The organism is Xanthomonas rydalmerensis (assembly GCF_033170385.1).
GTDB lineage: Bacteria > Pseudomonadota > Gammaproteobacteria > Xanthomonadales > Xanthomonadaceae > Xanthomonas_A > Xanthomonas_A rydalmerensis.
On record NZ_CP126170.1, the window covers coordinates 4,637,138 to 4,657,177 of the forward strand.

22 protein-coding genes and 2 tRNA genes are annotated in these 20,040 nt (G+C 69.7%); 10 read left to right on the forward strand and 14 right to left on the reverse strand.

Annotated features, from left to right (window positions below; genetic code table 11):
• Positions 1 to 30: 30 nt before the first annotated feature.
• The 4 genes from nudC to QN245_RS19745 are packed head-to-tail and all read right to left on the reverse strand — an operon-like array spanning position 31 to position 2,621.
• Positions 31 to 960, reverse strand: a complete 930-nt coding sequence (nudC, locus tag QN245_RS19730; protein ID WP_317844002.1) for an NAD(+) diphosphatase — start codon at positions 958 to 960, stop codon at positions 31 to 33.
• Positions 961 to 1,008: 48 nt separating this feature from the next.
• Positions 1,009 to 1,395: an iron-sulfur cluster insertion protein ErpA gene (erpA, locus tag QN245_RS19735; RefSeq protein ID WP_160966449.1), complete on the reverse strand. Its 387-nt coding sequence runs from the start codon at positions 1,393 to 1,395 to the stop codon at positions 1,009 to 1,011.
• Between the two features lie 31 nt (positions 1,396 to 1,426).
• Positions 1,427 to 1,879 carry a bactofilin family protein gene (locus tag QN245_RS19740; RefSeq protein ID WP_184644965.1) on the reverse strand — a complete coding sequence of 151 codons (453 nt, stop codon included), beginning with the start codon at positions 1,877 to 1,879 and terminating at the stop codon, positions 1,427 to 1,429.
• A gap of 7 nt (positions 1,880 to 1,886) precedes the next feature.
• Positions 1,887 to 2,621, reverse strand: coding sequence for a DUF6776 family protein (locus tag QN245_RS19745; protein WP_160966445.1), 735 nt, complete (start codon positions 2,619 to 2,621; stop codon positions 1,887 to 1,889).
• A gap of 186 nt (positions 2,622 to 2,807) precedes the next feature.
• Here QN245_RS19745 and QN245_RS19750 point away from each other — a divergent pair, with 186 nt between their 5' ends.
• From QN245_RS19750 to QN245_RS19760, 3 genes are read left to right on the forward strand one after another with little or no spacing between them, the layout of a single operon-like run.
• Complete coding sequence (locus tag QN245_RS19750; RefSeq protein ID WP_184644967.1) at positions 2,808 to 3,434, forward strand: DUF4126 domain-containing protein; 627 nt, start codon at positions 2,808 to 2,810, stop codon at positions 3,432 to 3,434.
• Positions 3,435 to 3,469: 35 nt separating this feature from the next.
• Positions 3,470 to 5,395 (forward strand): EAL domain-containing protein, encoded by a 1,926-nt coding sequence (locus QN245_RS19755; protein ID WP_317844003.1) that lies wholly within the window; start codon positions 3,470 to 3,472, stop codon positions 5,393 to 5,395.
• Between the two features lie 2 nt (positions 5,396 to 5,397).
• Positions 5,398 to 8,016 carry an ATP-binding protein gene (locus QN245_RS19760; protein ID WP_317844004.1) on the forward strand — a complete coding sequence of 873 codons (2,619 nt, stop codon included), beginning with the start codon at positions 5,398 to 5,400 and terminating at the stop codon, positions 8,014 to 8,016.
• Between the two features lie 399 nt (positions 8,017 to 8,415).
• Here QN245_RS19760 and bfr read toward each other — a convergent pair whose 3' ends face one another.
• From bfr to QN245_RS19775, 3 genes are all read right to left on the reverse strand, one after another.
• On the reverse strand, positions 8,416 to 8,886 hold the full coding sequence (gene bfr, locus QN245_RS19765) for a bacterioferritin (RefSeq protein ID WP_160966439.1): 471 nt from the start codon (positions 8,884 to 8,886) through the stop codon (positions 8,416 to 8,418).
• Between the two features lie 109 nt (positions 8,887 to 8,995).
• The gene (locus tag QN245_RS19770) at positions 8,996 to 9,205 is read right to left on the reverse strand and encodes a (2Fe-2S)-binding protein (protein ID WP_160966559.1); all 210 of its coding nucleotides are present in this window, start codon (positions 9,203 to 9,205) and stop codon (positions 8,996 to 8,998) included.
• A gap of 80 nt (positions 9,206 to 9,285) precedes the next feature.
• Positions 9,286 to 9,897, reverse strand: a complete 612-nt coding sequence (locus tag QN245_RS19775) for an RNA pyrophosphohydrolase (RefSeq protein WP_160966437.1) — start codon at positions 9,895 to 9,897, stop codon at positions 9,286 to 9,288.
• 120 nt (positions 9,898 to 10,017) lie between these two features.
• Between QN245_RS19775 and QN245_RS19780 the strand changes: the two genes are divergently transcribed.
• A tRNA-Met gene (locus tag QN245_RS19780) sits at positions 10,018 to 10,094 on the forward strand.
• Positions 10,095 to 10,135: 41 nt separating this feature from the next.
• Positions 10,136 to 10,210: transfer RNA gene (locus QN245_RS19785), tRNA-Gln, on the forward strand.
• Positions 10,211 to 10,687: 477 nt separating this feature from the next.
• Here QN245_RS19785 and rpsI read toward each other — a convergent pair.
• Complete coding sequence (rpsI, locus tag QN245_RS19790) at positions 10,688 to 11,080, reverse strand: 30S ribosomal protein S9 (RefSeq protein ID WP_010341421.1); 393 nt, start codon at positions 11,078 to 11,080, stop codon at positions 10,688 to 10,690.
• Between the two features lie 2 nt (positions 11,081 to 11,082).
• The gene (rplM, locus tag QN245_RS19795; protein WP_010341420.1) at positions 11,083 to 11,511 is read right to left on the reverse strand and encodes a 50S ribosomal protein L13; all 429 of its coding nucleotides are present in this window, start codon (positions 11,509 to 11,511) and stop codon (positions 11,083 to 11,085) included.
• Positions 11,512 to 11,726: 215 nt separating this feature from the next.
• Between rplM and coq7 the strand changes: the two genes are divergently transcribed.
• Entirely contained in the window at positions 11,727 to 12,371 is a 645-nt protein-coding gene (gene coq7, locus QN245_RS19800) for a 2-polyprenyl-3-methyl-6-methoxy-1,4-benzoquinone monooxygenase (protein WP_048489304.1), read from the forward strand.
• A gap of 184 nt (positions 12,372 to 12,555) precedes the next feature.
• Positions 12,556 to 13,071, forward strand: coding sequence for a hypothetical protein (locus tag QN245_RS19805; RefSeq protein WP_317844005.1), 516 nt, complete (start codon positions 12,556 to 12,558; stop codon positions 13,069 to 13,071).
• 18 nt (positions 13,072 to 13,089) lie between these two features.
• Here QN245_RS19805 and sugE read toward each other — a convergent pair whose 3' ends face one another.
• On the reverse strand, positions 13,090 to 13,407 hold the full coding sequence (sugE, locus tag QN245_RS19810; protein ID WP_184644971.1) for a quaternary ammonium compound efflux SMR transporter SugE: 318 nt from the start codon (positions 13,405 to 13,407) through the stop codon (positions 13,090 to 13,092).
• 117 nt (positions 13,408 to 13,524) lie between these two features.
• Positions 13,525 to 14,319: an adenosylmethionine decarboxylase gene (gene speD, locus QN245_RS19815; RefSeq protein WP_017910332.1), complete on the reverse strand. Its 795-nt coding sequence runs from the start codon at positions 14,317 to 14,319 to the stop codon at positions 13,525 to 13,527.
• A gap of 147 nt (positions 14,320 to 14,466) precedes the next feature.
• Here speD and crp point away from each other — a divergent pair, with 147 nt between their 5' ends.
• The 3 genes from crp (at position 14,467) to QN245_RS19830 (ending at position 17,152) form a co-directional block, all read left to right on the forward strand.
• The gene (crp, locus tag QN245_RS19820; RefSeq protein ID WP_160966431.1) at positions 14,467 to 15,156 is read left to right on the forward strand and encodes a cAMP-activated global transcriptional regulator CRP; all 690 of its coding nucleotides are present in this window, start codon (positions 14,467 to 14,469) and stop codon (positions 15,154 to 15,156) included.
• A 27-nt stretch (positions 15,157 to 15,183) separates the two neighbouring features.
• The gene (locus QN245_RS19825) at positions 15,184 to 15,942 is read left to right on the forward strand and encodes a sulfite exporter TauE/SafE family protein (RefSeq protein ID WP_317844006.1); all 759 of its coding nucleotides are present in this window, start codon (positions 15,184 to 15,186) and stop codon (positions 15,940 to 15,942) included.
• Between the two features lie 193 nt (positions 15,943 to 16,135).
• Positions 16,136 to 17,152 carry a glycoside hydrolase family 5 protein gene (locus QN245_RS19830; protein ID WP_167088052.1) on the forward strand — a complete coding sequence of 339 codons (1,017 nt, stop codon included), beginning with the start codon at positions 16,136 to 16,138 and terminating at the stop codon, positions 17,150 to 17,152.
• Between the two features lie 85 nt (positions 17,153 to 17,237).
• On the opposite strand, the gene QN245_RS19835 is transcribed toward QN245_RS19830, so the two are convergent.
• The 3 genes from QN245_RS19835 to trpD form a co-directional block, all read right to left on the reverse strand.
• Positions 17,238 to 17,975, reverse strand: a complete 738-nt coding sequence (locus QN245_RS19835) for a haloacid dehalogenase-like hydrolase (protein ID WP_160966425.1) — start codon at positions 17,973 to 17,975, stop codon at positions 17,238 to 17,240.
• Positions 17,972 to 18,769 (reverse strand): indole-3-glycerol phosphate synthase TrpC, encoded by a 798-nt coding sequence (gene trpC, locus QN245_RS19840; protein ID WP_254459474.1) that lies wholly within the window; start codon positions 18,767 to 18,769, stop codon positions 17,972 to 17,974. The genes QN245_RS19835 and trpC overlap by 4 nt, the downstream gene beginning before the upstream one ends.
• Positions 18,770 to 18,954: 185 nt before the next feature.
• Positions 18,955 to 20,013, reverse strand: a complete 1,059-nt coding sequence (gene trpD, locus QN245_RS19845; RefSeq protein ID WP_160966421.1) for an anthranilate phosphoribosyltransferase — start codon at positions 20,011 to 20,013, stop codon at positions 18,955 to 18,957.
• Positions 20,014 to 20,040 lie beyond the last annotated feature (27 nt).

Genomic DNA, 20,040 nt, shown 5'->3' on the forward strand with positions numbered 1-20,040 from the left:
GAAACGGATGCGCGCAGCGCGCCGGCGCGGTCAGGCCGGCGCGCCGTGCCGGTACCAGTCCTCGATCAGCGCGCGGGCGATGGAGATGCGCGGCGGCAGGCGCAGGCCATGGCCGTCGTCGGCGCTGTCGCCGTGCGCGGCCAGGCGCGCCAGCGCGGCGCCGACGTCCTCGCGCTCGAACCAGCGCGCGTCTTCCAGCTCACCGTCCACCTGCGGCGTGTCCGCCTCCGCCTGCGCACTGAAGCCGAGCATCAACGCGCCGGGAAACGGCCACGGCTGCGCACCGTAGTAGCGACAACTGCCGGGCCGCACCCGCACCTGGGTCTCTTCGGCCACCTCGCGTGCCACCGTCTGTTCCAGCGATTCGCCCGGCTCGACGAACCCGGCGATCACCGAGTAGCGCCGCGCCGGCCAGCTCGCCTGGCGCCCCAGCAGCAGGCGCCGGCCGTCGCTGACCGCGACGATCACCGCCGGGTCCACCCGCGGATAGTGCTCGCTGGCGCACTGCGTGCAGACGCCGAGGAAGCCGCCGCGCTGCAAGGCGATGGTGCCGCCGCACACGCCACAGAAGCGGGTACGCGACTGCCAGTGCAGCATTGCACGGGCGTAGGCGAACAGGCCGGCCTCCAGCGCCGGCCATTCGGCCGCGGCGCGGCGCAGATCGATGCGCTGCGATGGCGGCGCCAGCTGCGGCACGGCGTCGGCGGCCAGCGCGAACCAGGCCTGGCCCTGGTCCAGGCCGAGAAACAGCGCGTGCTCGGCCAGCGCGCCCAGGGCGGCGGTACTGGCGATCAGCGGGCGTGCGTCGGCATCGGCATGCGCATGGCCATCGGCGTCCAGCACCAGCACCCTGGCCTGTTCCCAGGCCTGGCGCAATGCCGCTGGATCGTTGCGCACGGCATCGGCACGGTCGATCGCAGGACCGGCGAAGGCGAAGGAAGCGGGCGTCGGATCGGACATGCGCCGCAGGGTGCAGGCAAACCGTGCGTCCCGCAAGCCGCAGCGTGTCTACACGCTGAAGCTGCTGCCGCACCCGCAGGTGGTCTTGGCGTTGGGATTGCGGATCACGAACTGCGCCCCGTGCAGGCCCTCGCTGTAATCCACTTCCGCGCCCATCAGGTACTGCAGGCTGAGCGGGTCGACCAGCAGGGTGACCTGGTCGGTCTGCACCGCCAGGTCGTCCTCGGCACGGTTCTCGTCGAACTCGAAGCCGTACTGGAAGCCGGAACAGCCACCGCCCTGGATGTACACGCGCAGCGCCAGCGCGTCGTTGCCTTCCTCGCGGATCAACTCGCGCACCTTGGCCGCGGCGGCCGCGGTGAAGTTCAACGGCCGCTCCAGCGACTGGTAGTCGGGCGTGGGCGCGGCGCCCGGCAGGGAAACGAGAGTGCTCATGGCGGCAGGATGGGGACGGCCGGCGCCCGAATCAAGTCTCGGCCGTCAGCGCACGCGGCGGCTCGGTGTCGCTGCCGGCCTGCTCGCGGTGCGCTTCCGGCGGCGCCAGCGCGACCAGGCTGCCGGCGTGGATCAGGCGCCCGGTCAGCTGTGCGCCGGCGTTCATCTCCACCACCTGGTAGTGCACGTTGCCCTGCACCCGTGCCTTCGACGCCAGCTCCACGCGCTCGGCCGCGTGCACGTCGCCGATCAGCTGGCCGTTGATGATGACCACCGGCGCGCGCACCTCGCCCTCGATGCTGCCGTGCTCGGACAGGGTCAGCGTGGCCGGCGCGCCGTCCTCGGCCACGACCTTGCCGAGGATGCGCCCTTCCACGTAGAGCCCGCCGCTGAACACCAGGTCGCCGCGGATCACCACCTGCGCGCCGATCAGCGTATCGACCACGGTCTGGCCGCTGTTGCGGCTGTTCTTGTTCCCAAACATAGGCTGATTATTCCCCTTTGCCGTTACCGGCCAATGTCCAATCGAAGGTCTGGCTGACCGGCGCCCCGCCGCCGCTCAACACCACCCGCACCCGTTGCGGAGTGAAGCCCTTGGGCAGGATCACGCTGCCATCCAGTTGCTGGAAGTAGCGGAACGAGTAGTCCTGCCCGGGCACACCGGTCTTCTGGTGCAATTCGTCCCAGCCCACGCTGGTCAGCTTGCCGCCGCGCACACCCTCCACGGTCAGCCGCAGCTGCCCCTGGCTGATCGCCCCGCGGTTGAGGTTCTGGGTCAGCACCACGTTGTAGCGCCAGGTGCCGCCGGCCTCGGCGGAGAACTCCACCGAGTGCACGCTCAGGCCCTTGCGCTGGCTGGTCGCGCCGACCAGGCGCTCGTAGAACGCCACGTCGGCACGCAATCCGGCGATTTCCTCGTCGCGCTCGGCCAGCGAACTCTGCACCTCGTTGTTGGCGGCGCGGCTGATCTGGTCGGACCGGGCCAGGGTGGCCTGGCGCTGGTTGAGCGTCTCGATCTGCCGCTGCTGCGCCTGCAGGTTGCGCTCGGCCTCGCGCAACTGCGCGCTGACCGCACTGAGCCGCGGCGCGGCCTGGCGGCTGGCCAGCCACCAGGTCAACGCCAGCGACAGCAGCCACAGCCCGGCGAGCAACAGCCAGACGGTCCGGCCGCGCGGCGGCGTGGCGCCATTGGGCACGATCTGGAAACGGGGAACGGGTCGGTTCATGCGCGCGGCCGCGCCACCAAGGCGGCGCCGGCGTCGATCCTCGCGGGTCGGCCTGCTGGGCCACCTAGTGTAAGCCACCCTCCTGAGCGGCGCCGGACTGCACGGCCAGCCCGCGCCGCGGGCTGGCCTTCGTGGCGGGCTTGGCCGATAGTGGCCGGCATCCGTGCAGTTGCAGGAGCGCCTGCCATGACCGACGCCCATCTCTTCGTAATCGGCATCCTGCTGGCCTGGCTGGCCGGCATCCGCGTCTACCTGACCGTGTTCGGGATCGGCCTGGCCGGCCTGTGCGGCTGGCTGGAGCTGCCGCCGGCACTGCAGGCGACGCAGTCGTGGTGGGTGCTGGGCACCTCCGGCGCGCTGGCGCTGGCCGAGTTCTTCGCCGACAAGATCCCCGGCGTGGATTCGGTGTGGGACCTGCTGCAGACCCTGACCCGGATTCCGGCCGGCGCCTTCCTGGCCGCGGCCACGCTCTCGCCCGACGGCCAGCTCAGCGCGGGTGCGCTCGCTACCGGAGCCGGCGTGGCCCTGACCAGCCACGCGCTCAAGGCCGGTACCCGCGCCCTGCTCAACACCTCGCCGGAGCCGGCCAGCAACTGGATCGCCTCGCTGGCCGAGGATTCGGTGGTGATCGCCGCACTGGCGCTGGCCCTGGCGCATCCGTGGCTGGCGCTGGCGGTGGTGCTGACGGCGAGCGCGCTCGGCGCGCTGCTGGTGTGGTGGACGTGGCGCCTGCTGTGGCGGGGCATGCGCCGCCTGCTGGCGCCGGCGTCGGCGCCCGCCGCGCCGCAAGGCACGCAGCCTTCGCGAACTTGATCGCATAATTGGACGCGCACCAGGAACCAGACGCGATGCCCGCCAACGACGCCGCTCCGCTTTCCCATCGCGAGGACCCGCGCGCGCGCGCCGTCCGCGCCGAGACTCCGCCGCCGCACTACTGGCGCCGCTGGGTCGGCGATGCGGAGCACGTCGCCGCGCCCGCCGACCTCGCCTCCGATCCCGCGCCTGCCGACCGCGCCGCGGCGTCCGCCATGCCGCTGGCCAGCAGCGAGCACGACGATGGCCCGGCCGACGCCAGCGCGGCCGCCTTCCTGGTCGCCGACGCCGACGCCGATCACGCCGCACAGGAAGCGGCCGCGCCGTACCGCGTACTGATCGTCGAGGACGACCGCGCGCAGGCGCTGTTCGCGCAGAGCGTGCTGCATGGCGCCGGCATGCACGCGCAGGTGCAGATGCAGGCCGAAGGCGTGCAGCAGGCCATCCTCGACTACCGGCCGGACCTGATCCTGATGGACCTGCACATGCCGGGACTGGACGGCATGCGCCTGACCGCGCTGATCCGCCAGCAGCCGCAGCATCAGTTGCTGCCGATCGTGTTCCTGTCCGGCGACGCGGATCCGGAGCTGGAGTACGAAGTGCTCGACAGCGGCGCCGACGACTTCCTGACCAAGCCGATCCGGCCGCGGCACCTGATCGCCGCGGTGTCCAACCGCATCCGCCGTGCCCGCCAACAGGCCCAGCAGGGCCACGCCGAGGCGGTGCCGCTGAACAACCCCGAGACCGGCCTGCCGACCCGCGCCCATCTGCTGCAACTGCTGGACACGACGCTGCGCGCGCGCCGCCCCGGCAGCCTGTACTTCATCGAGATCGCCAGCGCGCTCGGCTTGCGCGAACGCTACGGCTACGCCGCGTTCGAGCGGCTGATGGTGCAGGCCGGGCGCCGCCTGGCCGGCATCACCGCGCCGCAGCCGCTGGCGCGGCTCAACGACAACAGCTTCCTGCTGCTGGCCGAGGACGCCGACGCCGACACGCAGCGGCAACGCGCGCAGCGCCTGCGCGACACCCTGTCCGGCCACGCCTTCGCGCTGCGCGAGGACGAGGCGCTGCACCTGCGCTGCGCGGTCGGCTACGCCGACTTCGGCCATGGCTTCGAGGACGCCGGCAGCGCGCTGGAAGCGGTCGAACGCAGCGCACTGCAGGCGCGGCTGCATCCGCAGGGCGTCGCCGTCTACGTGCCGCCTCAGGCGGAAGAGGATCTGCAGCGCATCGCGATGCTGGAAGGGCAACTGGAGCCGGCCTACCAGCCGATCGTCGCGGTCGCCGGCGGCGACATCGCCCAGTACCAGGTGCTGCTGCGCCTGCGTCAGCGCGACGGCAGCCTGCTCTCGGCCGGACAGATCCTGCCGGCCGCCGAAGCCGGCGGACGCATCGCAGACCTCGACCAGCAGGTGCTGGACCACGCGCTGGGCCTGCTGCATCTGTACCAGCACGCCACCCCGCCGCTGCGCCTGTTCGTCTCGCAGTCCACGCGTACGCTGGCGCGCACCGCCTTCGCCGAGTGGCTGATCGAGACCATCGGCCGCCGCGGCGTCACCGGCACGTCGCTGGTGATCGACCTGCGCCTGGACGATGCCCTGGTCCATACCGCCACGCTGCAGCAGTTCTGCGCACGGCTGATGCCGCTGGGCGTGCAATTCTGCATCAGCCAGTTCGAACCGGGCGCCGAAGCCGAAGCGCTGCTGGCGCATTTGCCGCTGGGCTATCTGCGCCTGTCGGCGCGCTTCGCCGGCGCGCATGCCGACCCCGAACTGCGCGACCAACTGCGCGCCACCATCGATCTGGCGCACCGCGCCGGACTGCTGATCATCGGCCAGCAGATCGAGCAGGCGCAGGCGGCAGCGGCGATGTGGATGGGCGGAGTCGATTTCATCCAGGGCAACCTGGTGCAGTCGGTCGGCGACCAGCTGAACTTCGACTTCCAGAACGCGGTGCTCTAGCCATGTCCGACCGCAGACGCCGGCCCGTTCCGTGGCCGGCGGCCTTCGCCGCGGCGCTCGCCGTCGCCGGCACCTTGCTTGCGCTGCCGCCGTTGGCGCTGCCGTTGCCGGCGCCGTGGCACTGGCTGGCGCCGCTGTGCATGGCCGCCGCCGCGGCCCTGGCCACCGTCGCCGGCTGCCGGGCGCGCCAGCAGATCGAACGCCTGGATGCGGCGCTGGCGCGTGCGGCCCTGGCCGAGTCCGAGCGCAACGCCCTGCAGCACGACGTGCACGCGCGCGAGCGGCTGGAAAAGGAGCTGCTGCAGGCCAAGCAGGCCGCAGAGGCGGCCACCCAGGCGGCTGAAGCGGCGGTGCTGGCCAAGGGCGAGTTCCTGGCGACGATGAGCCACGAGATCCGCACGCCGCTCAACGGCATCATCCCGATGCTGGAACTGATCGGACGCGGCCCGCTCGGCCTGGACCAGCGCGAGATGCTGCGCGCGGCCAGCACCTCCTCGCTGCAACTGCTGCGCATCGTCGACGACATCCTCGATTACTCCAAGCTCGAAGCGAACCGGCTGGAGCTGGAGATCACCACCTTCAACCTGCGCGAGCTGCTCGACGGCGTGCTGGAGCTGATGCAGCGCGCGGCCGAGGCCAAGGGCCTGCGCATGGCGCTGCAACTGGACCCGGCGGTGCGCCTGCCGGTGCGCGGCGATCCGGTGCGCCTGCGCCAGGTGCTGAGCAACCTGCTCGGCAATGCGGTCAAGTTCACCGCGCGCGGCGCCATCGACCTGGGCGTGCGCCGGCTCGGCGAGACTCCGGCGCAGCACTTGCTGCGCTTCGAGGTGCGCGACACCGGCATCGGCATCAGCGCCGATCGCCAGGAGCACCTGTTCCAGGCCTTCACCCAGGCCGACGCCTCCACCACCCGCCTGTATGGCGGCACCGGGCTGGGCCTGACCATCTGCAAGCGCATCGTCGAGCTGATGGGCGGGCGCATCGGCGTCGTGTCGCGGCAGGGCCAGGGCGCCACGTTCTGGTTCGAGATTCCGCTGCTGAAGGTGATCGGCGACCTGCCGCAGAGCCCGGGCGGGCTGCCGCGGCTGCATGCGTTGCTGGTCGGCGCCGACCAGCGCCTGCAGCAACGCCTGAGCGTACTGCTGCCGAACTGGGGCGTGCAGGTGAGCAAGGTCGATTCGACCCAGGAAGCGCTGGAGCGGCTGCGCGGCAACGGCAGCGGCGTGCGCCCGGCCTACGACCTGGTGATCGGCGACCTCGACGGCCTGCGCCAGAGCGCGCGCGCCCTGCAGCGCGCGGTGGCGCGACTGCCGGCGCCGCAGACCGCGCGGCTGATCTGGCTGTACGGCGAGGCCGACATTCCCGAGGAGATCCGCGCGCACGGCGCGTTGCTGTCGCGGCAGGCCGCCGACATCGACCTGCGCAGCATGCTGGCGCTGGCGCCGGCGACCCCGAGCATGACCAATGAAGCCGCGGGCGACGGCACCGCCAACGCTGGCGAGTTCTACCACGACGCCTTCGCGACCGACGCCATGCACACCCCCGCGCCGGTGCTCGCCGCAGACCCGGCGACCGCCGTGACCGATGCGCCACCGCCGCGCAGCGGCTACCGGCTGCTGCTGGTCGAGGACAATCCGGTCAACCTGATGGTGGCGAAGCGGCTGCTGGAATCGCTCGGCCACCACGCCGACAGCGTCGAGGACGGCGCCGCCGCGCTGGCGCAGTTGGCGCGGCAGCCCTACGACCTGGTGATGATGGACTGCCAGATGCCGGTACTGGACGGTTACGCCGCCACCCGGCAATGGCGTCAGCGCGAGGCCGAGACGGGGCGCCCGCGCCTGCCGATCCTGGCGATGACCGCCAACGCGATGGCCGGCGACCGCCAGCGCTGCCTCGATGCCGGCATGGACGATTACCTGTCCAAGCCGATCGACCGCACGCGGCTGGAAGCATGCCTGCAACGCTGGCTGCCGCTGCAGCCGGTGGCCATGCCGGCCAGCGCGGCGTTCGCGCCCGAGCCCGCCGCAGCAGCGGCACCGCAAACAGCGCCGGAGATCGCCGCGAGCGGCCATGTGCCGGACACGATCCCTCTTGCCAAGACATCCGCGGAGGCGCAGCCCGCTCCACAAGGCGAAGCGCAGGCACCGGTTGCCGCAAAGCCCGATGCGGCATCGGCATCCACCGTGGCGACGTCCGCGCCGACCGACGCGACCGACGCCGACGCGGTGGTCGAGCCCCCCGCCGTGCCGGCGCCGGTGCTGGAGATCGCCGTGCTCGACGAACTGCGCGATGTCATCGGCAGCGCCAGCGTCGCGCAGATCGTCGAGCTGTTCCTGGCCGATGCGCCGCTGCTGATCCAGCGCCTGGAGCAGGCCGCGGCGACGTCGGAGCCCGACGCGCTGCGCGAGGCCGCGCACACGCTGAAATCCTCGGCCGCCAACCTCGGCGCACTGGCGCTGTCGGCAGCGGCACTGCGCATCGAGTCGGGCGTGCGCACCGGCACCCTGGATCGCCCGGTGGTCGCAGTCGCCCTGGTGATCGCCGAGTTCGCACGCGCGCGCCTGGCGCTGAACGGCTACCGCGCCAGCGTCCGCGACAACGCCGAACCCGCCGCGCCGTAGCGCGACATCGCACTGCGCCACGACTGCGGGCGACACGCACGCCCGCAAGACCTGGCCACAGTGCATCGAAGACGCAGACGCACGGCCTGCTGCTTTCCTCGTAGGAGCCGCGTCAGCCGCGACCGGGCGTTACCGATAAAGCCATCGCGGCTGAAAAGCCGCTCGCACAAAGAGAGCGACGTCGCGCGATGCCGATGCTATGCCGTCCGCATGGACCCGCGCAGGAGCGGCATGCGCCACTTTTCAGGATCAGCGGCGACGGTCCGCCGGCACCGCGTCGCGGCTGAAGCGGCTCCTACACGCGCACGACAACGCCGACGCATATCCGGGAGTGCGGGGCGTACAGCATCCAGCGCGGCGCGGACACAGGCCAGCGCCGCGGCGTCATGCGCCGACGATTCAGTCGTCGAGCTTGGTCAGCAGGTAGTTCGGCTCGCCGATGCGCTCGATCAGGTCGAGCTGGGTTTCCAGCCAGTCGATGTGCTCTTCTTCCGATTCCAGGATGTCGGCCAGCAACTGGCGGCTGACGTAGTCCTGGATCGATTCGGCGTAGGCGATGCCGTCGCGCAGGGTGACGGTGCCTTCCTGCTCCAGCGCCAGGTCGCACTCGAGGATTTCCTTGGGGTTCTCGCCGATGCGCAGCTTGCCCAGTGCCTGGAAGTTGGGAAGTCCCTCGAGGAACAGGATGCGGTCCGCCAGCTTGTCGGCGTGCTTCATCTCGTCGATGGATTCCTTGTACTCGTGCTCGGCCAGTTCCTTCAGGCCCCAGTTCTTCAGCATCTTGGCGTGCAGGAAGTACTGGTTGATCGCGGTCAGCTCGTTGTAGAGGACCTTGTTGAGGAACTCGATGACTTTGCTGTCGCCCTTCATTGCATCGCTCGCGTAAAGCCGGAAAGCGCAGACTCTAGCGAATCGCGCCGCGGCGTGAAGGAACGCGAATCGTGATCATCCCGAATGCGCCGCAGCGCGGCGACGGGACTCAGGCGGCGCGGGCCAGGCCGCCCAGCACCGGCAATGGCAGCTCGCGGCTCAGCGCGCGCTGCAGCAGGTCGCCGGCCATGTCCAGGCAGGAGCCGCAGGTGGCACCGCAACCGGTACGCATGGTCAGTTCGGACACGCTGCGGCAGCCGGCTTCGGCGGCTTCGCGGATCTGGCGATCGGTGACCCCATTGCAGATGCAGACGTACACGGCGGGCTTGGCGGCGGACGGCGCGGACTGCGCCTGGCGCCCATTCAAACCAAAGTGAGAATGGTTGTCAATTCCGCCCGTTAATCGTTATTAATCCGCGCCGCCCAGGGCCCGCCGCGCTTGCGTGGACGCTTGCGCGGCCGATCGTGGCCGGCGGTATTGCCCGGCAACCAGGCCTCCTGGGCCAGGGTCGGCATGGCACGGATGCCGGCACCGGCGATGCTCTGCGCCAGCGGCGCCAGGTGGCGCAGCGCCCGCGCGTAGACGCCACGCTTGAACAGCACCACGTGCTCCACCGGGTACCAGAAATCGACCCAGCGCCAGTGGTCGAACTCCGGCGTTTCGGTCAGTTCCAGGTTCAGCTGGCTCTCGTCGCACTGCATCCGCAGCAGGAACCAGACCTGCTTCTGGCCGATGCAGACCTGGCGCTCGTTGCGGCGGATGGCCCGGCTGGGCAGGCGATAGCGCAGCCAACCGGGGGTGGCGCCGAGCACTTCCACGTGCTCGGGCAACAGCCCGGTTTCTTCGCGCAACTCGCGGTACATGGCCTCCACCGGGGTCTCGTCGGTGTTCATGCCGCCCTGCGGGAACTGCCAGCCGTCCCGGCGCACACGACGTGCCCAGAACACCTGACCATCCGGCCGCATCAGCACGATGCCTACGTTCGGTCGATAGCCGTCCGGATCGATCACGATGCGGACTCCTGAAAAATCTACTGGCTCCGACTCTGCCATGGCTGCGGCCGGGCCACAAGCAGCGTAGAAACCCGTTGACAGCCGCGCGCTTCTCTATAAGAATTGGCGGTTCACCAAGGCTATGTAGCTCAGCCGGTTAGAGCACAGCACTCATAATGCTGGGGTCGGTGGTTCGAGTCCACCCATAGCCACCATGGTGTGTACGCCCAAGGCGTGCGATACTTGCAGTCCACATTGCCCCGTCGCCAAGCGGTAAGGCACCTGACTCTGACTCAGGCATTCGGTGGTTCGAATCCATCCGGGGCAGCCAAATAAAAAAGAAGGCCGATCTTGCGATCGGCCTTCTTTTTTATTTGGCGCGGGGTTTGCGCAGGCGCCATGCGCCTGCGCCCCACGCCTTGCTACGCAAGGCGCGGGCCCCAGCCCTTCCGCCTCCACATCCCCGCGCCTGTCGGCGCGCCCCCTTGGACTCCAAGGGGGCTACTCCACCAGATGGAACCCGATACACCGAGGAAGACCCCGACGGAGAAAGAGCTGTCATTCGGCTTGCAGCGGCAGGGCGTACGCACCCTAGCTCTGCAGGCGCGAATCTTTTGAGGCGACACGGATCTTCAGACCAGCCGGCAGTCGCCCAAATACTTAAAGCAGATCTATCGCATCCAGTCCGTGGCGGCATGACCATGCTTCCAGCACAAACCGCGGCCCAGAACGACAAAAGCCCGGCCGAAGCCGGGCTTTTGCTTGGTCCCAGCGGGCTCCCGAAGGAGCCCACGCCAGGCGCGATGGATCAGCGCTTGGAGAACTGGGTGGCGCGACGGGCCTTGTGCAGACCGACCTTCTTACGCTCGACTTCGCGGGCGTCGCGGGTCATGAAGCCGGCCTTGCGCAGCTCGGTCTTCAGGGTTTCGTCGTACTCGACCAGCGCACGGGCGATGCCCAGACGGATCGCACCGGCCTGGCCGGTGGTGCCGCCGCCGGTGGCGGTGACCAGGATGTCGAAGCTCTCGGTGTTCTTGGTCAGCTCCAGCGGCTGGCGCACGATCATGCGCGCGGTCTCGCGGCCGAAGAACTCGTCCAGCGGACGGCCGTTGACGGAGATGTTGCCGGTGCCCTTGCGCAGGAACACGCGGGCAGTGGAGGACTTGCGGCGGCCAGTGCCGTAGTTTTGCGAAATCGCCATGATTAGATATCCAGAACCTGCGGCTGCTGAGCGGCGTGCGGATGCTCCGCACCGGAATAGACCTTGAGCTTGCGGTACATCGCGCGACCCAGCGGGCCCTTGGGCAGCATGCCCTTGACGGCGATTTCGATCACGCGCTCCGGGTGGCGCTCCAGCGCCTGCTCCAGGCTCTCGGTCTTCAGGTTGCCGATGTAGCCGGTGAAGCGGTGGTACTTCTTGTCCTTGAGCTTGTTGCCGGTGACGACGATCTTCTCGGCGTTGATCACCACCAGGTAATCGCCGGTATCGACGTGCGGGGTGTAGACCGGCTTGTGCTTGCCGCGCAGGCGGCGGGCCAATTCGGTGGAAAGCCGGCCCAGCGTTTTGCCGGCGGCGTCGACGAGATACCAGTCGCGCTGGACGGTCTCGGACTTAGCAGTGAAGGTGCTCATGATCAGACTCGGTTGGTCGGGCGGATTCCTGCAGCGAACGGCCGGAACTTTGCCACGCGTTGTGAATTGCAAAAACGCAAGAGGCGGAATTCTACGTGGCCCGGCCGCAGCGCGCAAGTCCGCCCTGACCGGAGTCGGCAGGACCGGCGGCGCGCTTGGCAGTGCGCCGGCCGGCGGCGAAAATCGGGGTCCCCACCGCTTCCGGGCTTTTCCCCATGACGGCCAGCCGCCAGCATTCCCCGCTCGATCGCGCCCTGGTCGAGGCCCAGCGCGCGCTGGAAACCGTGTTCGGCGACCCGCCGGCGCAGCGCCCCTACCCCGCCGCGGCCACCGCCGATGTGGTGCTGGCGCCGGACGAGCGGCGCCATGCCGCCGGCCTGATGCGCATCAACCACGTCGGCGAGGTCTGCGCGCAGGGCCTGTACTTCGGCCAGGCCGCGGTCGCGCGCGATCCGGCCACGCGTGCGCACCTGCTGGAGGCGGCGCAGGAAGAAACCGACCACCTGGCCTGGTGCGCGGCGCGGCTGCGCGAACTGGACAGCCGCCCCAGCCTGTTCAATCCCCTGTGGTACGCCGGCAGCTACGCGATCGGCACCCTGGCCGGGCTGCGCGGCGACGGCTGGAACCTGGGCTTCGTGGTCGAGACCGAGCGTCAGGTCGAGGCGCACCTGGACGAACACCTGCAGACCCTGCCGCCGGCGGACCTGCGCAGCCGCGACGTGCTGAAGGTGATGAAGGCCGACGAGGCCCGCCACGCCGAGCATGCCGAACAGGCCGGGGCGCGGCGCCTGCCGCCGCCGATCCCCACGGTCATGGCCGCCGCCTCGCGCCTGATGAAGGCGGTCGCCTATCGGCTGTAGCCGCCCGCCGGTCGGGCTGCGACCGGGCCGACTGGCATTGTCGGCCCAATCGGGTTAAAGTGAACGAACGCTGACTGATCCACGTCGACGCACGCCGCTTCCGCCGCAGCATCTCCCCCGTGCCGCAGTCATCCGATGTACCCCCGCCGAGTCACGCCCGCGTGCGCTCCGCCTGCCGATTGCCATGCCCGCCTCTTCGCTCCACCTCCATCTGCCTTCGCCCCGCACCCGCTGGTTGTCGCGCCTGTTGTTCGCGACCCTGTTCGCGCTCGGCGGCGGCGCCCTGCTGCATCACCTGCTCGGCGACTATCGCCAGGCCAGCGCGATCCTGCGCGACCATTCGGTCGCCACCGTGCCGGTGATCGCCGACGGCGCCTTCGGCGTACAGACCGAGCCGCTGGTGCGCTACCGCTTCCATTACGTGTTCGAGAGCAAGGGCCGCCTGCACAGCGGCGCCTTCGAAGCCAGCGGTGCCGAAGCCGCGCCGCTGCTGCTGGACGGTGCCACCGTCGAGATCGCCTACGCCAACGCCGATCCCTCGCGCTTCGGGCGCCTGGACCAGCTGCAGCACGCCGGCAACCTCGGCAGCGTGTTCACCCGCGCGATGATCGTGCTGTCGATCGTCGCCCTGCTGGCGGTGATCGCGCACCGGATGCTGATCGGCCGGGTACTGACCCGGCGCCGCACCGTCGTCGCCTGAGCCCAGCGCTGGCCGCGCTCAGTGGCCGACCAGCTTCAGGCCGATCACCCCGACCACGATCAGGCCGATGCAGGCCAGCCGCGCCGGCGAGGCGCTGTCGCCGAACAGGACGATGCCGAGCGTGGCCGTGCCCAATGCGCCGATCCCGGTCCAGATCGCATAGGCGGTGCCCAGCGGGATGTGCTTGAGCGCCTGGGTCAGCAACCACAGGCTCAGGCCAGCACCGGCCAGGGTGGCCACGGTCGGCCAGAGCCGGGTGAAGCCTTCGCTGTACTTCAGGCCGAGGGCGAAGCCGATCTCGAACAGACCGGCGAGCAACAGGTAGATCCAAGGCATTGTCTTTCTCCGTAGACAAATCCAAATGAAAACGGCCCGATGTCTGCACATCGGGCCGCCGTCGGCAGGGGTCGCAGCGCAGGCTGCGGGCGGGCCGTCCCGCCGTGACGAGGTCGCTTACTCGGACAGGTTGCGCCCGTGGAACAGCTCCTCGATCTCGCGCTTGAGCAGCGCCTCGATGCGCATGCGCTCCTTGAACGAGAGGTTCTTGGCCTTTTCCTCGAACAGGTACTGGTCCAGGTCGAAGTCCTTCAGGTGCATCTTGGTGTGGAAGATGTTCTCCTGGTAGACGTTGACGTCGAACATCTCGTAGCGCGACTTGACGTTCTTGGCCAGGAAGTTCTGGATCGAGTTGATCTTGTGGTCGATGTAGTGCTTCTTGCCCTTCACGTCGCGGGTGAAGCCGCGCACGCGGTAGTCCATGATCACGATGTCCGATTCCAGGCTCTCGATCAGGTAATTGAGGGCCTTCAGCGGCGAAATGACACCGCAGGTGGCGACGTCGATGTCGGCGCGGAACGTGGCGATACCGTGCTGCGGATGGGTTTCCGGGTAGGTATGGACGGTGATGTGGCTCTTGTCCATGTGCGCGACCACGGCATCGGAAATGATCTCCTTGCCGGCCGCCTTCTTGTCGATGACCGGCTCTTCGGAGATCAGGATCGTCACCGAGGCGCCCTGCGGATCGTAGTCCTGGCGCGCGATGTTGAGGATGTTGGCGCCGATGATCTCGGCCACATCGGTGAGGATCTGGGTCAGGCGATCGGCGTCGTACTGCTCGTCGATGTACTCGATGTAGCGCTGGCGCTCCTCTTCGGAGATCGCGTAGCAGACGTCGTAGATGTTGAAGCTCAACGCCTTGGTGAGGTTGTTGAAACCTTGCAGCCTCAGGCGAGGCAACGGCTTGACCACGGCGTGGATCCTCTGGAAGTTGGTCGGGGGGAAAGCCAATCAATTATGAGCCAAATGGCCGCGTCGCGAAACGTGGCGTCCGTCTCTTGTTTGCCGCCGCGAACGCGTCCCGTTAAGCTTCAGGAATTACGCCGTAGCGAAGCCGCCATGAGCCCCGGAAACACATCCACTGCAGCACCTGTGCGCATCGCTCCAAGTCCTTTGACGTTGGACACCGCCACCATCGACCGCTTCCTGGCCCACAGCCACCGTCGCCGCTATCCGGCGCGGACGGATGTGTTCAGGCCTGGCGATCCGGCCGGCACCCTGTACTACGTGGTCAGCGGCTCGGTCAGCATCATCGCCGAGGAAGATGACGACCGCGAGTTGGTGCTGGGCTATTTCGGCAGCGGCGAGTTCGTCGGCGAGATGGGGCTGTTCATCGAGTCCGACCAACGCGAGGTGATCCTGCGCACCCGCACGCCCTGCGAGCTGGCCGAGATCAGCTACGAGCGCCTGCATCAGCTGTTCCTGGGCTCGCTGTCGTCCGATGCGCCGCGGGTGCTGTTCGCGATCGGCGTGCAGTTGTCCAAGCGTCTGCTGGACACCTCGCGCAAGGCCAGCCGCCTGGCGTTCCTGGACGTCACCGACCGCATCGTGCGCACCCTGCACGACCTGGCGCAGGAGCCGGAGGCGATGAGCCATCCGCAGGGCATGCAGTTGCGCGTGTCGCGGCAGGAACTCGCGCGGCTGGTCGGCTGCTCGCGCGAGATGGCCGGGCGGGTGCTGAAGAAACTGCAGGTCGACGGCATCCTGCATGCCCGCGGCAAGACCGTGGTGCTGTACGGCGCACGCTGACCGCCTTGGGTCGGTAGGCCCGGCGCGATGGTGCTGAGCGAGACCTTCTATTGGTTCGTGCTGGTCGGCCTGGCCGCGCAGCTGGTGGACGGCGCGCTGGGCATGGCCTTCGGCCTGGTCTCCTCGTCGGTCCTGCTGAGCCTGGGCCTGCCGCCGGCAGTGGTCAGCGCCAGCGTGCACAGTGCCGAGGTGTTCACCACCGGTGCCTCCGGGCTGTCGCACCTGGCGCTGGGCAACGTCGACAAGCGGCTGTTCCTGCGCCTGGCACTGCCCGGCATGGTCGGCGGCGTCGCCGGCGCCTACGTGCTGACGCAGTTGCCGGGCGAGTTGATCCGCCCCTTCGTCTATCTGTACCTGCTCGCGCTGGCGGTGCTGATCCTGCTGCGCGCGGCCGGACGGGCGCTGCCGCGCCGCGAGGTGCGGCGGGTGCCGCTGCTGGGCTTCGTCGCCGGCCTGCTCGACGCCAGCGGCGGTGGCGGCTGGGGGCCGGTGGCGACCTCGACCCTGCTCGCCCACGGCGGCCAGGCCCGCACCACCATCGGCACGGTCAACGCCGCCGAGTTCCTGGTGACGCTGTCGATCTCGCTGACCTTCCTGCTGACCATGGGCGTGCAGCACCTGGACATCGTGCTCGGCCTGCTGGTGGGCGGCATGCTCGCCGCGCCGCTGGCGGCGCTGCTGGTCAAGCGCGTGCGCGAGCGCTGGGTGCTGGTGTCGGTGGGCCTGCTGGTGCTGGGCATCAGCCTGTATCAGGTGGGCGGGGCGCTGTATCGCTGGCTGGGGTGAGGCTGGGATTGGGGATTGGGGATTGGGGATTCGCAACGGCGGTCTCCGCGGCGCCTGAAGCAGTCGCTCTTGTGGCCTGATCTGCGGTCAGGCCGCGTTCGCTTTTCCCGGGGCGGGCCGCGCGATGATCGCGGCCGGGACGCTGCCGCCGATGGCCGCACGTCTCGCCCCGCCCCTGCCCCGCGAGACCGCCATGCGCCGTGCCGTTCCGCTTTTCCTGGCCTTGCTGTGCCTGGCGCTGCCTGCGCCGCGCGCGCAGGCCGACGACGCCTTCGCCCGGCTCGGGCGCGGGGTCAACATCCTCGGCTACGACCCGCTGTGGACCGACCCGGCGAAGGCGCGCTTCCGCCCGCCGCTGTACCGCACGATCCGCGACGGCGGCTTCCGCACGGTCCGGGTCAACCTGCAGGCCTTCGCGCACATGGACGCGGCCAACCAGCTCGACCCGACCTGGCTGAAAACGCTGGACACGGTGGTCGACCAGGCCACCGCGGCAGGCTTGAACGTGATCCTGGACGAACACGACTTCCACCCCTGCGCCGCCGATGCGGCGGTGTGCCGGACCAAGCTGCTGGCGTTCTGGAGCCAGATCGCCCCGCGCTACCGCCATGCGCCGCCGTCGGTGCTGTTTGAGATCCTCAACGAGCCCAATGGCCAGATGACCAGCGCGGTGTGGAACGACCTGCTGCGCGATGCGCTGCAGATCATCCGCCGCGACAACCCGACCCGTACGGTGGTGGTGGGCCCGGGCAACAGCAATTCCTTCACCGCGCTCGACAGCCTGCGCCTGCCCGACGACGACACGCGCCTGCTGGTCACCGTGCACTACTACAACCCGTTCCGCTTCACCCACCAGGGCGCGCCGTGGGCACCTGCGGACATCCGCGACCACACCGGCGTGGCCTGGGGCAGCGCGGCCGACCGCACCAAGCTGTACGGCGAGTTCGACCGCATCGCGGCCTGGGCGAAGGCGCACCATCGGCAGGTGCTGCTGGGCGAGTTCGGCGCCTACGAGCAGGCACCGCCAGCCGATCGACTGGCCTGGACCGTGGCCGTGGTCAATGCCGCGGAGAAGCGCCACTTCGCCTGGGCGTACTGGGAGTTCGAGGGCAGCTTCGGCGCCTACGACATCGACCGCGGCCAGTGGGTCGCGCCGCTGCACCACGCGCTGGTGGGCAGCGACAGCACGTACGCCAAGTCCGGCGGCTGATCGCCGCAGGCAGCACCCGTACGAACGGCGCTGACGAGGCGCGGTCGTAGACGCTGCGTCGCCGAATGCGACGCGGCGCAGTGACTCACTCGGAGCCGACGGCCTCGCCGGCGCGGTCGCGGCAGCCCCAGTTGAGGATCGGCGTGCCGGACGGCAGCACGCGGCGGAACACCGCTACTGCGCTGTGCTTGGGATTGACCACCACCGCCGCGGCCGCGGCCTGCAGCAGCGGCAGATCGGCGGTGCTGTCGGAATAGGCCATGGCGATCTCGCCGTAGCCCAGTTCGCGCAGCATGCGCATCTTTTCCTCGTTGTGGCAGTGGCGCGTGGCGGTGACCGCGCCCAGGCGCGGGCCGATCAGGCTGCCGACCACCGGCACGTCCTGGTGCGCGACGAAGCCGAGGATGGCGCGCGCCAGTTCCGGCGGCGCGCCGGTGGCGACCACCACGCGGTCGCCGGCGGCGCGGTGCCGGGCGAACACGTCCAGCGCCTGCGGCAGCAGCCGCTGGCGGATCTGCGCCTGGTGCTGCAGCACGTACTGGTCGATGATGCGGTTGAACTCGCGCGCGCGGCGCAGGCCGAAACTGGCGATCCAGACGTAGCCGGAGATGCCGGTGCGCCGGGTCGGCAGCATCGCCACCAGCGGCCCCAGCAACGGCGTGGCCAGCACCGCGGCGGCCAGGCGCAGCGGATTGCGCTTGATCAGCCAGGCGAACAGGTGGCTGCCGGAGTCGCCGTCGTACAGGGTGTGGTCGAAATCGAACACCACCAGCGGCGCATCGGCACGCGGCAGCGGATACGCGCTCGGATCCTGCGCGCTCATGCCGCGAAGAACAGCTGCCGCAGCGCCTCGCCCGGCTCCTCGGCGCGCATGAACGCCTCGCCGACCAGGAACGCATGCACGCCGGCGCCGCGCATCAGCGCCACGTCGTCCGGGCCGAGGATGCCGCTTTCGGTGACCAGCAGGCGGTCGCGCGGCACCGCGTCCTGCATCGACAGGGTGGTCTGCAGCGACACCTCGAAGGTGCGCAGGTTGCGGTTGTTGATGCCGATCAGCGGCGCCGGCACCTGCAGTGCGCGCTCCAGTTCGTCGATGTCGTGCACTTCCACCAGCACGTCCATACCCAGTTGCAGCGCCAGCGACGACAGCTCGGCCAGTTGCAGGTCGTCCAGCGCCGCCACGATCAGCAGGATGCAGTCGGCGCCGAGCGTGCGCGCCTCGTAGACCTGGTACGGATCGATGGTGAAGTCCTTGCGCAGCACCGGCAGCGTGCAGGCGTCGCGCGCCTGCTGCAGATAGCGGTCGTGGCCCTGGAAGAAATCCTCGTCGGTCAGTACCGACAGGCAGGCGGCGCCGCCGAATTCGTAGCTGACCGCGATGTCGGCCGGGTGGAAGTCGGGCCGGATCACACCCTTGGACGGGCTGGCCTTCTTGACCTCGGCGATCACCGCCGGATCGCCGTTGGCGATGGCGGCCTGCAGCGCGCGGGCGAAGCCGCGGGTGGGCGGCATGGCCTCCGCGCGGGCGGCCAGCTCGGCCAGCGGCACGCGCGCGCTGCGCGCGGCGATCTCGTCGGCCTTGCGCGCGAGGATGGTGCGGAGAATGTCGCTGCTCATGCGGTTGGGATCCTGGGGGATGGCCGGATTATCGGCGATGTGGGGTAAAGAAGGGATCGGGACCCGGGACCCGGGACCCGGGACCCGGGACCCGGGACCCGCAACAGCCTAGGCCGCCATGCACGTGTTGCAACTGACGACTGGATGGCCGGACGCGAATCGCCGCAGATCGGCGAACTGCGCTCTTACCGGGTCCCGGGTCCCGGGTCCCGGGCCCCGACCAGACCCTGCGTACATGCCACATACGCCTCCAGCTTGGCCCGCGCACGCCCATCGGCGATGGCCGCGCGCGCCAGGGCGATACCGGCGCCGATGTCCTCGGCCAGGCCGGCCACGTACAGCGCCGCGCCGGCGTTGAAGGCGACGATGTCCAGCGCCGGGCCCGGCGCGTTGTCGAGCACGGCGCGCAGCATCGCCATCGATTCGGCGGCGTCGGCGACCTTGAGGTTGCGGCTGGCCGACATGGCGATGCCGAAGTCCTCCGGGTGCACCTCGTACTCGCGGACCTGGCCGTCGCGCAGTTCGCCGACCAGGGTGCCGGCGCCGAGCGAGAGTTCGTCCATGTCGTCGCGGCCCCACACCACCAGCGCGCGCTCGGCGCCCAGTTCCTGCAGCACGCGCGCCTGGATGCCGACCAGGTCGGGGTGGAACACGCCCATCAGGATGTTCGGCGCGCCGGCCGGATTGGTCAGCGGGCCGAGGATGTTGAAGATGGTGCGCACGCCCATCTCGCGCCGCACCGGTGCCACCACCTTCATCGCCGGGTGGTGCACCGGCGCGTACATGAAGCCGATGCCGGTGGCGTCCAGCGCCTGCGCCACCTGCTCGGGCTGCAGCTCGATCGCCGCGCCCAGCGCCTCCAGCGCGTCGGCGCTGCCGGACTTGGAGGAGACGCTGCGGTTGCCGTGCTTGGCGACCTTGGCGCCGGCGGCCGCGGCGACGAACATCGCGCAGGTGGAGATGTTGAAGGTATGCGAGCCGTCGCCGCCGGTGCCGACGATGTCGACCATGTGGGTGCGATCGACGACCGGCACGGTGCGCGAGAACTCGCGCATCACCACCGCGGCGCCGGCGATCTCGCCGACCGTCTCCTTCTTGACCCGCAGCCCGGTGAGGATGGCCGCGGTCATCATCGGCGACACCTCCCCGCGCATGATCTGCCGCATCAGCCCGACCATCTCGTCGTGGAAGATCTCGCGATGCTCGATGGTGCGTTGCAGGGCTTGCTGGGGGGTGATGGTCATGGGGGAGGATCTGCTCGTAGGGCTGGA

What these genes read in the sequence shown, in the direction of transcription:
- nudC (WP_317844002.1), bottom strand. Translation starts at nt 960, where the DNA reads ATGTCCGATCCGACGCCCGCTTCCTTCGCCTTCGCCGGTCCTGCGATC.
- erpA (WP_160966449.1), bottom strand. Translation starts at nt 1,395, where the DNA reads ATGAGCACTCTCGTTTCCCTGCCGGGCGCCGCGCCCACGCCCGACTAC.
- QN245_RS19740 (WP_184644965.1), bottom strand. Translation starts at nt 1,879, where the DNA reads ATGTTTGGGAACAAGAACAGCCGCAACAGCGGCCAGACCGTGGTCGAT.
- QN245_RS19745 (WP_160966445.1), bottom strand. Translation starts at nt 2,621, where the DNA reads ATGAACCGACCCGTTCCCCGTTTCCAGATCGTGCCCAATGGCGCCACG.
- QN245_RS19750 (WP_184644967.1), top strand. Translation starts at nt 2,808, where the DNA reads ATGACCGACGCCCATCTCTTCGTAATCGGCATCCTGCTGGCCTGGCTG.
- QN245_RS19755 (WP_317844003.1), top strand. Translation starts at nt 3,470, where the DNA reads ATGCCCGCCAACGACGCCGCTCCGCTTTCCCATCGCGAGGACCCGCGC.
- QN245_RS19760 (WP_317844004.1), top strand. Translation starts at nt 5,398, where the DNA reads ATGTCCGACCGCAGACGCCGGCCCGTTCCGTGGCCGGCGGCCTTCGCC.
- bfr (WP_160966439.1), bottom strand. Translation starts at nt 8,886, where the DNA reads ATGAAGGGCGACAGCAAAGTCATCGAGTTCCTCAACAAGGTCCTCTAC.
- rpsI (WP_010341421.1), bottom strand. Translation starts at nt 11,080, where the DNA reads ATGGCGATTTCGCAAAACTACGGCACTGGCCGCCGCAAGTCCTCCACT.
- rplM (WP_010341420.1), bottom strand. Translation starts at nt 11,511, where the DNA reads ATGAGCACCTTCACTGCTAAGTCCGAGACCGTCCAGCGCGACTGGTAT.
- coq7 (WP_048489304.1), top strand. Translation starts at nt 11,727, where the DNA reads ATGACGGCCAGCCGCCAGCATTCCCCGCTCGATCGCGCCCTGGTCGAG.
- QN245_RS19805 (WP_317844005.1), top strand. Translation starts at nt 12,556, where the DNA reads ATGCCCGCCTCTTCGCTCCACCTCCATCTGCCTTCGCCCCGCACCCGC.
- sugE (WP_184644971.1), bottom strand. Translation starts at nt 13,407, where the DNA reads ATGCCTTGGATCTACCTGTTGCTCGCCGGTCTGTTCGAGATCGGCTTC.
- crp (WP_160966431.1), top strand. Translation starts at nt 14,467, where the DNA reads ATGAGCCCCGGAAACACATCCACTGCAGCACCTGTGCGCATCGCTCCA.
- QN245_RS19825 (WP_317844006.1), top strand. Translation starts at nt 15,184, where the DNA reads ATGGTGCTGAGCGAGACCTTCTATTGGTTCGTGCTGGTCGGCCTGGCC.
- QN245_RS19830 (WP_167088052.1), top strand. Translation starts at nt 16,136, where the DNA reads ATGCGCCGTGCCGTTCCGCTTTTCCTGGCCTTGCTGTGCCTGGCGCTG.
- QN245_RS19835 (WP_160966425.1), bottom strand. Translation starts at nt 17,975, where the DNA reads ATGAGCGCGCAGGATCCGAGCGCGTATCCGCTGCCGCGTGCCGATGCG.
- trpC (WP_254459474.1), bottom strand. Translation starts at nt 18,769, where the DNA reads ATGAGCAGCGACATTCTCCGCACCATCCTCGCGCGCAAGGCCGACGAG.
- trpD (WP_160966421.1), bottom strand. Translation starts at nt 20,013, where the DNA reads ATGACCATCACCCCCCAGCAAGCCCTGCAACGCACCATCGAGCATCGC.